The organism is Parasaccharibacter sp. TMW2.1882 (genome assembly GCF_023337635.1).
Classification (GTDB): domain Bacteria; phylum Pseudomonadota; class Alphaproteobacteria; order Acetobacterales; family Acetobacteraceae; genus Bombella; species Bombella apis.
In genome coordinates, this window is sequence record NZ_NWUT01000001.1 from 530,095 (window position 1) to 542,595 (window position 12,501).

Below are 12,501 nucleotides of genomic sequence, written 5' to 3' on the forward strand. Positions count from 1 at the left end.
AAAAGCTGAACCGTCTGACATGCCCCCTGAAGGACGACAAAACGTCTGGGAATAGGACCAGGCCCGCAAGATCATGTCAGATTAAAAAAAGAGCCAGCCATCCTATCGGGGATGCTGGCTCTTTGTACAGAAAACAGCCGCCTGTCAGCGCAGGGACGGTTTCATCCCCAGTGCCTCGGCCAGGCGTTCCAGCTGACGGGAAATGGCGCTGCCACCAGAACGCAGTCGACTGCCATGCAGGCTGAGCACCAGCTTGTCATCCTTCATGGCCAGGTGTGTTCTTTCCAGAAGAACCTCTGTCCCAGCACATAATGTATAGACCAGACGCAGCACCAGCCCGAGCTGCACGGCCGCCTCGTAGCGTCCCTTGCTCAGCAGACGGCGGGACGGCTCCAGAACGGGATCATCCCTGTTGATCTCGTACCGCACGGCCAGCACGAGGGCCAGAAAGGCCCGCGATTCATGGGAAAAACCAACACCATGACAGTACAGGACCCGTCGATAGGTCTGCTCTGCCCGATATTGCGGATGGTCATATGACCCGATATCGGAGATGGTACAGGCCAGCCGGAGCTGTGCTGCCAGAAAAGAATCTTCTACCCAGTCCAGTCCGGTCAGGAAGACAGGAGACACCCATGTGATAAGAGGCTCGGCCAAGGAGGCATTACGGCCAAGCCGCCCTGCCATCTCCCGAGCCAGAGCCTCCATAGGGTCTTCCTCAGCGACAGAGGAGGCAACCTCACGCATGTACCAGCCTTCCCGCAGACCCTCCGCACTGAAAACGACCTCCTGCGCATCCGTCTGGGCCAGCAGGGCGAGCAGAACCTGGGCTGCAAATGGCGCATCCACCATCCGCTTGCGTGGGACATTGCCGATCTTTTCCATCTGCTTGCGGCTGGCCCCGATGACCCAGCCTGCCATTTCCTCTGCCTCTGACCGGCTGAGCCGGAAGAGATGGACCATGTTCAGAGGATACTCCATACGGGCCACATGCAGGCGGGCCAGCGCTCGGAAGGCCCCACCCACCAGATAAAGCGGCTTGCCGGCCGCCGTTTCCAGCCATGAGACATCTGCCAGCGTCTTTCTGGCAATCTTGCTGGCCTCTCCCAGGTCCTCCTGCGAACGCTCCCGCAACCGGATCACTCCAAGCGGTGTCGTCCCAGCCTCGAAATAGGCCCCGTTCCTGACACGGATCAGCTCCAGCGAGCCCCCTCCAATATCGGCCACCACACCATCAGCATCCGGCAGGGCACACAGCACCCCTGCGGCGGAATAATCCGCTTCTTCCTCTCCATTCAGCACACGGAAGCGGGCTTCCGGCATGCGGGCTTTGGCCGCTTTCACAAAGTCAGCCCCATTATGGGCATCCCTCACGGCAGCCGTGGCGAGAACATCGAACGGTTCCACCTTCATGGCCTGACCAATGGCCTGATAACGGGCAAGGACCTCCAACGCGCGGTTGATGCCTTCCTCGCTCAGCATCCCTGTGGCCTCCAGCCCTGCGCCAAGACGCAGAGTGGCCTTTTCGTTGAAGATGGGAACGGGATTGCGGGCAACCCCCTCATAGACCACCATCCGCACGGAGTTGGAGCCCAGGTCCACGATTGCAGCCCGGCGGGACTCCCGTCCCCCCCACTGCGCTGCCGTATACACCATTCTTACGCCTCCTTCGCAGGCCCTTCCCCATCCTCGGAGTCCAGCCGGGGATTCGCTGGAGTGTCTGCTTCTTTAGCCGACGCAGAGGCTTTTTCCATAAAATACTCATGCGCGGAAAGGGGAGATTCGCCGGGTTCGACACGTTTCCAGCGGCCATCAGGCAGCATCACCCAGCTCTGCAACGTATCATGAACATTCACCACCATGATCTCGCCCAGGATGCGGTCATGAGACTCCGTATCCGTAATGGGCACCATGGCCTCAATGCGGCGGTCCATGTTCCGTTTCATCCAGTCAGCCGATGCAATGTACAGCTTTGCCTGGCGGGAAGGCAGCTCACACCCGTTGCCAAAGGCAAAGACACGGGCATGCTCCAGATACCGCCCCACGATGGACCGTACCTCAATCCCTTCAGAAAGGCCCGGCACACCCGGCCGCAGGCTGCACATCCCCCTCACCACAATGGTGATCTTCACACCGGCCTGTGATGCCTCGTAGAGAAGCTCGATCAGCTTCCTGTCCACAAGGCTGTTCATCTTCAGCCATATCTGCCCGGGCCGTCCGGCGCTGACATGCTCCATCTCTTCCCGCACCAACTTTTCCAGCGTCGGGCGAATGGTAAGAGGCGAAAAAGCCACCGCATGAAGCTCCGGCACCGCAGCGCCGGTAATACAGTTGAAGAGCCGGGCACAGTCATCAACCAGGACGGGATTACAGGTAAAATAGGAAATGTCCGTATAGATCTTAGCTGTATTGGGATGATAGTTGCCCGTCCCGTAATGGGCATAGGACTGGAGGTGGTCGCCTTCACGCCGTACCACTAGGATCATCTTGGCATGGGTCTTGTAAGCCGCCAGACCATACACGACCTGCACGCCTCTGGTCTCCAGTGCCCGGGCAAGACGGATATTGGCTTCTTCGTCAAACCTGGCCCGCAGCTCCACCTCTACCGTAACGGATTTACCCGCCTCAACAGCCTCGATCAGCGCATCCACGATCGGGCTGTCATGCGATGTCCGGTAGATGGACTGCTTGATGGACAGGACATCCGGATCCCGTGCTGCCTGCTGGAGGAAATGAACAACCGTATCAAAACTCTCATACGGATGATGGACGACAAGGTCAGCCTCCCGGATCGTGGCAAAATAATCGCCGTCATGCTTCAGGACACGCTGCGGAATACTGGGATGATACGGTCTGAAAAGAAGCTCCGGCCGGTCGGACACGATGAGCTGCTTGACATCGCCCACACCGACCATGGTCGGCAGATGGACAACATCATCCTTGGCCACGCCCAGCTTGCGGATAAGATGCCCGGGCAGGCGACCATCCACCTCCAGATGGATGCAGGCCCCACGCCGCCGTTCCTTCACAGCCTTCTCGAAGCTGTTCAGCAGGTCTTCAGCATCTTCTTCCAGCTCCACATCCAGGTCACGCACAAGGCGCAACATGCCTGAACGGCTGGCATGAAGCCCCGGATACAGACGTTTGGCAAAGCGGAAGATCACATCCTCCAGCAATACGAAGCGGATCGTGTCATCCTGGTCCGGCAGACGGATGAAACGAGGCAGCTGCTCTGGCAGGACAACCATGCCATCCATCATGTGATGATCCGTCTTCGGGTCCTTGAGACAGAGCACCAGCGCCTGCCCGCCACTGAAGATGAACGGCAGGGGATGGGTGGGATTCAGGGTCAGCGGCGTCAGTACAGGAAAAAGCTGGCTGTCAAAATATTTGGAAAGCCACTCCTGATCGTGATGATGGAGCTTCTCAACATTCCTGATGAGAATATTCTCGTCCCGCAGCTCCTTCAGCATGTCACCCCAGATGCGCTGCTGCTCTCCCTGGAGATGCCATGCCTGGTGCCGTACCGTTTCAAGCTGCTGGGCCGAGGTCAGCCCGTCGGGGCTTTTCTTGCCGGAACCATCCTTCAGCTGGTGCACCAGCCCAGCGACACGGACGGCGTAGAATTCATCCATGTTGCCCGCACTGATGGAGAGAAAGCGCAGCCGCTCCAGCAGGGGCGCTGCCGGATTTTCAGCTTCATCCAGAACACGCTGGTTGAAATCCAGCCAGCCAAGCTCACGATTGATGAAACGGGTCTGATGTTTCTTTGTCATGGCTTCACTCGCCATGTTTGTCTCAACAAACGCCATATTCCCTATGTTGGACATGACAGTCTCCTCACCTGGCTGGTCAGCAGGCACAATCCCGCTTCTTTATTGCTTCAATAAGACAGAGGTTCCGTCAATATGACAATTATTAAGATAGTATTTCAGCCTTGCAGGTAACAAATGCAATTGGGGCTGGACAGTTCCTGATCTGGCAGAAAACCGTCTCTTATTTCTTCCCCTGGACCATGCAAGGCTCCATCAGTCTTCTTCTTTGAGAAGATCGGCCAGCACCTCCATGGCCAGAGCACGGCTGATGGCGCTGCCCCGTTTCATGGCAGCATCATCCAGTCTGTTCACCGCCCGGACCAGTGCCTCCCCTGTCCGGGGCAGCTGACGCCAGAGCCAGTCCGTGACGGACTGTGGCACGACAAGCTGCCGCTCAGCCATGAGAGACAGCAGCAGGGTTGCCCGCAACTCATCCTCTGGCTCTTCCAGCCCCGCTGTCATGGTCGCCCTGAGCCGACTCGCAAGGTCTGGCAGATGGAAAAAACGGCGTGCCGGTGGGTGCCGGGATGCCATGAGCACCCGCCTGCCCGCCGCATGAGCACGGTTGAGCAGATGCAGCAGCGCCACTTCCTGTTTCTGCTCCAGCCCTTCCAGATGGTCGATCACGAACGGGGTCACGCCCGGCTCCAGCTTCTGCCCCGCCACCAGCAGGGCCCCATCTGCATCACAGGACAGTGCCGCAGCCTCGAACTGCACAGCCCCATTCTGCTGCGCCCAGACATGCAGCAGATGGCTTTTGCCTGTACCCGCAGGCCCCCACAGCCAGAGCCTCCCTTCCGGCCAGCGGGCCCGTGCCAGCCATGCACGCGCCGACGCATTGGACGAACCAGCAATGAACCGTTCCGCCGAGAAAGGACGGTCCTGCTGAAGATCCAACACCAGCTGTACCCGTGCGTCTGTCATCCCCGCTTCATCCGCCCCCTTGCCTCAGCCTGCCTGCCCCTGTCATCGGGGAGCAGAAGGTTTCCCATTCTTTCACAAAACCGAAATGATTTGACAGTCCTGCACATTCCGTCTTCACGCAGGATGCTCTATAAAGGCACCAGCATCAACCAGCAGGGACATCATACCCCCATGACCAAGACATCCTCCTCCCCCAGTGCCAGTTACGCCGCAGCCGGTGTGGACATCGAAGCCGGAGATGCCTTGGTCGATGCCATCAAGCCGGCGGCCAAGGCCACGACACGCCCCGGTGTCATGGGCGGGCTTGGAGGGTTCGGTGCCCTGTTCGACCCCAAGGCAGCGGGCCTGAAAGACCCCGTGCTCGTCAGCTGCACGGATGGTGTAGGCACGAAGCTCCTGCTCGCCATCGAAAGCGGCCTGCATGATGAGATCGGCATCGACCTCGTGGCCATGTGCGTCAATGACCTGATCGTGCAGGGTGCCCAGCCGCTCTTCTTCCTCGACTACATGGCAACGGGCAGCCTTTCCGTCGCCGTGGCGGAACGGATCATCAAGGGCATTGCCAACGCCTGCAAGGAAAGCGGCTGCGCCCTGGTGGGGGGTGAAACGGCTGAAATGCCGGGACTCTATGGCAAGGGCCATTACGACCTTGCAGGCTTCAGCGTTGGTGCCGTGGAACGTGATGCCATGCTGCCCGCCACCATCCATGAAGGCGACAGCCTGATCGCCCTGCCATCCTCCGGTGTCCATTCCAACGGCTTCTCCCTCGTCCGCCACATCGTGGGAGCCTCCGGCCTGAGCTGGAACGACCCTGCCCCCTTCTCCCCGAAGCAGACGCTGGCCGAAGCCTTTCTGACGCCCACACGCCTCTATGTCAGCACCGTTCTTGCCCTGCATGAGAAGAAGCTGATCAATGGCTGCGCCCATATCACCGGTGGCGGCCTGCCCGGGAACCTGCCCCGTGTCCTGCCTGAAGGGCTGGGTGTGGAAGTGGACGGGCAGAGCTGGCCGATCCCCGGCATCTTCTCATGGCTTGCCGAACAGGGACCTGTCAGCGAGGATGAAATGCTGAAGGTCTTCAACTGCGGCATCGGCATGGTGCTGGTCACCAGCGAGCCGGAGAAGGTCATGGCAGAGCTGGAACAGCGTGATGAAGAAGCCATGCTGATTGGCCGTGTCGTCCGCAGCAGCACGCCGTTCCGCCTCACCTCCCCGCTGAATCTGGGCTGAGGAACCAATGGTGAAGAAGACCCCCATCGCCGTTTTCATCAGCGGTCGTGGCAGCAACATGGTCGCCCTGATGGAAGCCTGTGCCCGGCCAGACTTTCCTGCCGAGATCGTTCTTGTCCTCAGCAACCGGGCCGATGCGGCCGGGCTGGAAACGGCCAGCAGGGCTGGAATAAAAACACTCTGCATTCCCCACAAGGAATACGGCAAGGATCGTGAAGCTCATGAGCGGGCACTGGACGAGGCCGTCCGGGCCTCTGGTGCGAAGCTGATCTGCCTTGCAGGCTACATGCGGGTGCTGACCCCCTGGCTTGTCCAGCAGTGGCAGGGCCGCATGATCAACATCCATCCCAGCCTGCTGCCCGCCTTCCCCGGCCTACATACGCATGAGGCCGCCCTTAAGGCAGGAGCCAAGGAGCATGGCTGCACCATCCATCTCGTAACAGATGGTGTGGATGAAGGCCCCATTCTGGCCCAGGCCCATGTCCCCGTCCTGCCCGGCGATGATGCTGACACTCTGGCAGCCCGTGTTCTGGAGCAGGAACACCGCCTCTACCCGGAAACACTGCGCCGGTTCATCGAGGGACGGCAGATTTCCTGAACAGGATCCACCAACTGGATACAGAAAAGGGAGCCGTCTCCGGCTCCCTTTCTTATAGGGGCCGATGCCCCATGCCGCTCTCCATTCAGAGAGGGATCAGGGCAGGATTTCCGTCTCGGCAAAGAAGAAAGAAATCTCACGCTTTGCATTCTCGAGGCTGTCAGAGCCATGAACGGAATTCTCGCCAATGCTCTGGGCATAAAGCTTGCGGACGGTTCCCTCTGCGGCTTCGGCCGGGTTGGTGGCACCCATCACGTCACGATGGTGGGCAACAGCATTCTCGCCCTCCAGAACCTGCACGACCACCGGAGCGGAGCACATGAAGGACACCAGCTCACCAAAGAAGGGGCGGTCCTTGTGGACTTCGTAGAAAGCACCAGCCTGCTTCTCTGTCAGCTGGATGCGCTTCTGGGCCACGATGCGCAGGCCTGCATTCTCGAATACAGTATTCACCTTGCCGGTCAGGTTGCGACGTGTGGCATCAGGCTTGATGATGGACAGTGTACGTTCCAGAGCCATAAGACCCTCCTCAGTAATAGACGTCTATAGTCAGCCTCCCCTAGAGGAAAAAACCTGTTTCTGGTAGTGTTCGGGGCATCTTTTTTCATATTTTCATCGTCCGAGGGCCTGCGTGAGTCTGCTTTCCATTACCGATCTTACCTTGCGCATCGCAGGCCGTACCCTGCTCGATCAGGCCTCCCTCACCATCGAACCCGGGCGGCGCATCGGGCTGATCGGTCATAACGGGGCAGGAAAATCCACCCTTCTGGCCGCCATTGCCGGGGACATCTCTCCCGATGGCGGCAGCATCACCCTTTCCGGCCGTGCCACGATGGGCCGGGTGAAGCAGGAAACACCCTCCGGCCACCTCTCTCTTCTGGACACGGTCCTGAACAGCCATGAGGAACGCACCCGCCTTCTGGCAGAGGCCGACAGCACGACAGACCCGACCCGTCTGGCGGACGTGCATGAACGCCTGCTCGCCATCGATGCCCACAGTGCGCCAGCCCGGGCCAGCACCATTCTTGCGGGTCTGGGGTTCGATCAGGCGGCACAGCAGCGTCCCGTCAATGATTTCTCGGGCGGATGGCGGATGCGTGTGGCCCTGGCCAGTGCGCTCTTTCTGGCCCCCGACCTCCTGCTGCTGGACGAGCCGACGAACCATCTGGACATCGAGGCCACGCTCTGGCTGGAGAACTGGCTGGCCCGCTTCCCCGGTGCGGCCCTGATCGTCAGCCATGACCGTGCGCTGCTGGACAACAGCGTGCAGGCCATTGCCCATCTGGACCAGAAAAAACTCTCTCTCACCCCCGGCGGCTATGAACGCTTCGTGCAGATACGCACGGAACAGAGGCTCCAGCAGAACCGGCAGGCCGAAAAGCTGGCGGACCAGCGGGCGAAGATGGAGGCCTTCGTGGCCCGCTTCCGGGCCAAGGCCACGAAAGCCAAGCAGGCCCAGTCCCGCCTGAAGGCTCTGGCCCGCCTCCCGCAGATTGATGCGGTGGTGGAAGACACCCCCACCCATTTCTCCTTCCCGGCCCCCGGTGCCCTGCCCCCCCCCATGCTGAAACTGGATGACGTGTCCGTCGGCTATGGTGAGACGGCCATCCTGCGCCGCCTCTCCCTCCGGCTGGACAGTGAGGACAGGATAGCCCTGCTGGGGCGCAACGGGCACGGCAAATCCACCTTCGCCAAACTTCTGGCAGGGCAGCTGTCTCCCATGTCCGGCGAGGTGCAGGCCTCCTCCCGCCTGCGGGTCGGCTATTTTGCCCAGCATCAGACGGATGAGCTGGTTCTGGATGAAACCCCCGTCCAGCACATGGCCCGTACGCTGAAGGAGGCCACCCCGCCACAGGTCCGTGCCCAGCTGGCCCGTTTCGGGCTGGATGCAGAACGGGCGGAAACCCCTGTCAGCAGCCTCTCCGGTGGCGAGAAGGCTCGCCTGCTTCTGGCTCTGGCCACCCGCCACGCTCCCCATCTGCTGCTGCTGGACGAACCGACCAACCATCTGGACCTTGATGCCCGCGATGCGCTCATCCGTGCCCTCGGTGAGTTTGAAGGGGCCGTCATTCTCATCAGCCATGACAGCCATCTGGTGGAATCCGTCGCTGACCAGCTCTGGATTGCCGAAAACGGAACGATCACGCCTTTTGACGGCGACATGGACGATTACCGCACATGGCTGGACGAACGGGCCAGACAGGCCACGCAGGAAAACCAGCGTCAGGCAGCCCGGTCCCGGAAAGACACGGATGACGACATCCCGCAGCCGGACAGGAACCAGCAGCGTGCCCAGCGCAAGGAGCAGACCCGCCAGCTCGCTCCACTCCGCCGCAAGATCCGTGATCTGGAAACACGGCTGGAACGTCTGGAAAAAGCCAAAGCCCAGCTGGAAGCCAAACTGGCCGACCCAGACCTTTATCAGTCCAGCCGTGCAGAAGATATTGCCACGCTGAACAGCGATCTCGCCCTCGTCAGCCAGAAACAGGACGAAACAGAAATGCACTGGCTGGAAGCGCAGGATGAACTTGAAAAAGCCACAAATTGACCTGCCGTGAAATAAGCCACATTATCTCTTTCGTCATCTTCGCCGCCCCTCACAGGAACTGCCCCGCCCGATGTCTTTTTTCTTCAACCGCCCTCCCATTCCTGCGGCACAGCAGACTCCCGCCAATGCGCTGGACCGTATCTACGGCATCATTCGCCTGACGTTATGGCTTTCCCTCATCATGCTGGCCATCTGGCTCATGGGCGAGGTACTGGCGGTCCTGTTTGCTGCCACACTGATGGCCATTGTTCTGCACGGGCTGGCCCGCATCCTGCGGCGACACATGAAATTCATTCCCTATCCGGTTGCTGTCAGCCTTGTCGCCCTCGCTGTCATTGGCATCATGACGGCGCTGGTCTGGAGCAACGGCCCGGCCATCGGGGAACAGTTCATTGCCCTCAAGAACGCCCTGGTTGCACAGTCCGGTGACATGCACCAGCATCTCTCCCAGACAACCATCGGGCAGATGGTGCTGGACCACCTGCCCGTCTCGCTGGGCGGCAATGATGCAACAACCCCCCTCAGCAGCTTTGGCTTTGGTCTTGCCGGGTCCGTCACCGGCCTGCTGGGCAGCGCTTTCGGTCTGGTTGGTACGCTCTTTGTCGTGCTGATTTCAGCCTTCTATTTTGCCGTCTCCCCGTCCCTCTACATCAACGGCTTTCTTCGGCTCGTACCGCCCGACCAGCGGGAAACCGCCCGCAACCTCCTCTACAGTGCAGGCAACACTCTCTGGGCATGGACCGCCGGACAGGCTCTGGACATGCTGGCTGTCGGTCTTTTCTCCGGCCTCGGCCTGTATCTGATCGGCATTCCGCTGGCCCTTGCTCTGGGTGTCGTGGCCGGGCTCTGCAACTTCATACCCTATATCGGGGCCATCCTGGGGGCTGTGCCCGCCCTGCTCATCAGCCTGTCCCTCGGCACACGAGAGGCTTTCTTCGTGGCCATTCTCTACAGCATCATCCAGTTCTGCGAAGGGAACATCTTGGCCCCCCTCATCCAGCGGCGGGCCGTTCACATGCCGCCTGCTCTGGCCATCCTGTCACAGAGTGTTTTCGGCTCCATCCTTGGTGTGCCAGGGCTTGTGCTGGCGTCCCCCATCACGGCCGCCCTGCTGGCCGTGTTTGACAAGGCGACTCCACCACTGGCGGATGCTACAAAAACCCAGCTGGAAACCAGTGAGCTGACCCAGCTGGAAATGGCCAGAAACAGGCAGGAACAATCTGACAGCACAAAAAAGGAGACGGATGGCTCAACCTCTCCGCCCAAGAAATGAGCGACTTTCCCCTCAGGGAAGATCAGGCAGATGGAGTGTCCCACGTTCGAAAGAACGCATCCGGTACGCCCCACCTGCCTTTGTCTGGATACCCACCACATCGGCACCATGCCGGAAGTGCCAGGCTGACAGAATGACGGCCTGACCATCGGCACTGGAAAGCTGATAAACAGCCTCCGCCGGTGTATCCTTGGGGGGGACCTCGCCAGAAATTCCCCAGCCTGTCTGGTGCTGGTGCAGCCACTGGTTCATGGCCGTGATCTCATCGGCCATGAGGTTCCGCTCTTCTCCAGCTTCCTGCACTGTCCCACGGGCAATGTCCGGCAGGGACCAGGGGCGCAGAATGGGCCACGCCACCGTCCAGATCAGCACGACCGGCACGATCACCGCCACCGCAAAAACCAGAAGAAACTTATTGTTGCGGCTCATCCTGCTCCTCCGCCCATGTTCCAGTCACAGCCAGCACATGCGCAACCGCCTCATCAGAAAGATCAGGATGGATCGGCAGGGCCAGCACATGCTCTCCTATCCTCTCTGCCACAGGCAGGGCAACGCCATCATGCACCGCCCGGTACGCTGGCTGCTGATGCAACGGCATGGGATAATAGATGGCCGTGGCGATTTCAGCCTCGGCAAGGCGGGCCCGCAGACTGTCCCGCAGGGCACGGGATGGCAGGGTCACGCAATAGACAGCCCAAGCGCTCTGGCTTTCCGGCACCCGTGCTGGCGGACGGACCAGCGACGGCAGACCAGCATCATAAGCACAGGCCACAGCCTCACGCCTCTTCAGCTCCTCATCAAAAACATCCATCTTGGCCAACAGAACAGCTGCCTGAAGACTGTCCAGCCGGGCATTCAGCCCGATGCGCTGCACGTCATAACGCTGCGGCCCTTCCCCATGGCTTCTCAGAGAGCGATAAAGTGCGGCCCTGTCGTCATCGTCCGTCAGGACGGCCCCGCCATCGCCATAACATCCCAACGGTTTGGAAGGGAAAAAGGACAAAGTCGTGGCTCTGGCCTCATGCCCCAGCCGGCGCCCCCTATAAGAAGCGCCAAAGGACTGGGCGCAGTCCGCAACAAGAAAAAGCCCTTCCCGGGTGGCAAGGTCGTTCAGCTCATCCCATGGGGCTGGCTGCCCGAACAGATCCACCCCCATGATGGCTACAGGTTTCAGACGACCATCCTGCCGGACATCCGCCAGACGCTGCTCCAGAGATGGCAGGCTGATCTGGAAGGTATGCGGGTCCACATCCACAAAAACTGGCACCGCCCCCAGCAGAAGCACCACCTCCGCAGTGGCCGTGTAGGTAAAGGCTGGCAGAAAAACCGCCATGCCGGGGCCAATGCCCTCCGCCATCAGAACCATCAGCAGAGCATCCGTCCCGGAGGACACGCCGACAGCATGTCTGGCACCGCCATGACGGGCCAGACGCTCCTCCAGCTCCGCCACTTCCGGCCCCATTACGAAACGGCAATGAGCCAGAACCCGATCCAGCCGCTCCCGCAGGGCCGCCCCAAGACGCCTCTGCTGGGCGGGCAGGTCGAGAAAAGAGACAGGCCCGGACAAGAAATCAGCCAGCCCGACGGGTCTGGAGAGACGCCACGGATGAAAGAACAGGCGCACGGACAACCACATCATCAGCGCAGGCTTCTTCCATCACGCCACGCAGGTCCCGCAAATAGGCCGAGCCTTTCAGGGTTCGCTGAACAAGAATGGAACGACGGTCCAGCGGGTCCACCTTGCGGCGGGCCAGATCAAGCTCGCTCAATCGGTCCAGCGCACGGGTAATAGCTGGTTTGGACACATTGAGAGACTGGGCAAGGCCCCGCACCGTGTGGGCGCCATCTTCCAGATAGCAGCTCAGAAACACAGCCAGCTGACGGGCAGAAAGATCCGGCCCCTCACCACGTACTGTGGAAACGATCGTATCACGCAGCAACTGAAGCATGCGATTATCAGCATTCCGACTCATAACAAAAGCCCCATCGTTTCCCGGTTTCACACACCCTATCATCCTGCCGGCCCAGCAAGCCTTCCGGCTGTGGTATCAGACGCACCTGTATAGGGATTTCATTCTACCATCCATTCTGTGACGTTTTCACATCGAAATGA

At 60.2% G+C, this 12,501-nt stretch carries 11 protein-coding genes; 4 read left to right on the top strand and 7 right to left on the bottom strand.

The window, feature by feature from the left end:
- Positions 1-144 precede the first annotated feature (144 nt).
- From CO583_RS02555 to CO583_RS02565, 3 genes are all read right to left on the bottom strand, one after another.
- Positions 145-1,656 carry a Ppx/GppA family phosphatase gene (locus CO583_RS02555; protein WP_081563057.1) on the bottom strand — a complete coding sequence of 504 codons (1,512 nt, stop codon included), beginning with the start codon at positions 1,654-1,656 and terminating at the stop codon, positions 145-147.
- 2 nt (positions 1,657-1,658) lie between these two features.
- Positions 1,659-3,791 carry an RNA degradosome polyphosphate kinase gene (locus tag CO583_RS02560; RefSeq protein ID WP_249103222.1) on the bottom strand — a complete coding sequence of 711 codons (2,133 nt, stop codon included), beginning with the start codon at positions 3,789-3,791 and terminating at the stop codon, positions 1,659-1,661.
- Positions 3,792-4,028: 237 nt separating this feature from the next.
- Positions 4,029-4,739 (bottom strand): DnaA ATPase domain-containing protein, encoded by a 711-nt coding sequence (locus CO583_RS02565; protein ID WP_081563056.1) that lies wholly within the window; start codon positions 4,737-4,739, stop codon positions 4,029-4,031.
- A 171-nt stretch (positions 4,740-4,910) separates the two neighbouring features.
- Here CO583_RS02565 and purM point away from each other — a divergent pair, with 171 nt between their 5' ends.
- A complete protein-coding gene (gene purM, locus CO583_RS02570) occupies positions 4,911-5,969 on the top strand; it encodes a phosphoribosylformylglycinamidine cyclo-ligase (RefSeq protein ID WP_043561347.1) in 1,059 nt (352 codons plus the stop codon).
- A 7-nt stretch (positions 5,970-5,976) separates the two neighbouring features.
- Entirely contained in the window at positions 5,977-6,567 is a 591-nt protein-coding gene (purN, locus tag CO583_RS02575; protein ID WP_081563055.1) for a phosphoribosylglycinamide formyltransferase, read from the top strand.
- Between the two features lie 96 nt (positions 6,568-6,663).
- On the opposite strand, the gene ndk is transcribed toward purN, so the two are convergent.
- Entirely contained in the window at positions 6,664-7,086 is a 423-nt protein-coding gene (gene ndk, locus CO583_RS02580) for a nucleoside-diphosphate kinase (protein WP_043560494.1), read from the bottom strand.
- A gap of 112 nt (positions 7,087-7,198) precedes the next feature.
- On the opposite strand from ndk, the gene CO583_RS02585 reads away from it, so the two are divergent.
- A complete protein-coding gene (locus CO583_RS02585) occupies positions 7,199-9,115 on the top strand; it encodes an ABC-F family ATP-binding cassette domain-containing protein (protein WP_086431071.1) in 1,917 nt (638 codons plus the stop codon).
- Between the two features lie 70 nt (positions 9,116-9,185).
- Complete coding sequence (locus CO583_RS02590; RefSeq protein WP_086431072.1) at positions 9,186-10,388, top strand: AI-2E family transporter; 1,203 nt, start codon at positions 9,186-9,188, stop codon at positions 10,386-10,388.
- Positions 10,389-10,400: 12 nt separating this feature from the next.
- Here the strand turns inward: CO583_RS02590 and CO583_RS02595 are convergent, their stop codons facing one another.
- Genes CO583_RS02595 through CO583_RS02605 form a run of 3 tightly spaced genes read right to left on the bottom strand, consistent with a single transcriptional unit; the run spans position 10,401 to position 12,361 of the window.
- Positions 10,401-10,817, bottom strand: a complete 417-nt coding sequence (locus CO583_RS02595; protein WP_043560501.1) for a hypothetical protein — start codon at positions 10,815-10,817, stop codon at positions 10,401-10,403.
- Positions 10,801-11,955 (bottom strand): DegT/DnrJ/EryC1/StrS aminotransferase family protein, encoded by a 1,155-nt coding sequence (locus CO583_RS02600; protein WP_227656582.1) that lies wholly within the window; start codon positions 11,953-11,955, stop codon positions 10,801-10,803. Before CO583_RS02600 ends, CO583_RS02595 begins: the two co-directional genes overlap by 17 nt.
- Positions 11,956-11,959: 4 nt before the next feature.
- Positions 11,960-12,361 carry a MarR family transcriptional regulator gene (locus CO583_RS02605; protein WP_043561353.1) on the bottom strand — a complete coding sequence of 134 codons (402 nt, stop codon included), beginning with the start codon at positions 12,359-12,361 and terminating at the stop codon, positions 11,960-11,962.
- Positions 12,362-12,501: the final 140 nt, after the last annotated feature.

Excerpts from the sequence above, each read along its gene's own strand:
- CO583_RS02555 (WP_081563057.1), bottom strand. The coding sequence starts at position 1,656 with ATGGTGTATACGGCAGCGCAGTGGGGGGGACGGGAGTCCCGCCGGGCT.
- CO583_RS02560 (WP_249103222.1), bottom strand. The coding sequence starts at position 3,791 with ATGGCGAGTGAAGCCATGACAAAGAAACATCAGACCCGTTTCATCAAT.
- CO583_RS02565 (WP_081563056.1), bottom strand. The coding sequence starts at position 4,739 with ATGACAGACGCACGGGTACAGCTGGTGTTGGATCTTCAGCAGGACCGT.
- purM (WP_043561347.1), top strand. The coding sequence starts at position 4,911 with ATGACCAAGACATCCTCCTCCCCCAGTGCCAGTTACGCCGCAGCCGGT.
- purN (WP_081563055.1), top strand. The coding sequence starts at position 5,977 with ATGGTGAAGAAGACCCCCATCGCCGTTTTCATCAGCGGTCGTGGCAGC.
- ndk (WP_043560494.1), bottom strand. The coding sequence starts at position 7,086 with ATGGCTCTGGAACGTACACTGTCCATCATCAAGCCTGATGCCACACGT.
- CO583_RS02590 (WP_086431072.1), top strand. The coding sequence starts at position 9,186 with ATGTCTTTTTTCTTCAACCGCCCTCCCATTCCTGCGGCACAGCAGACT.
- CO583_RS02595 (WP_043560501.1), bottom strand. The coding sequence starts at position 10,817 with ATGAGCCGCAACAATAAGTTTCTTCTGGTTTTTGCGGTGGCGGTGATC.
- CO583_RS02605 (WP_043561353.1), bottom strand. The coding sequence starts at position 12,361 with ATGAGTCGGAATGCTGATAATCGCATGCTTCAGTTGCTGCGTGATACG.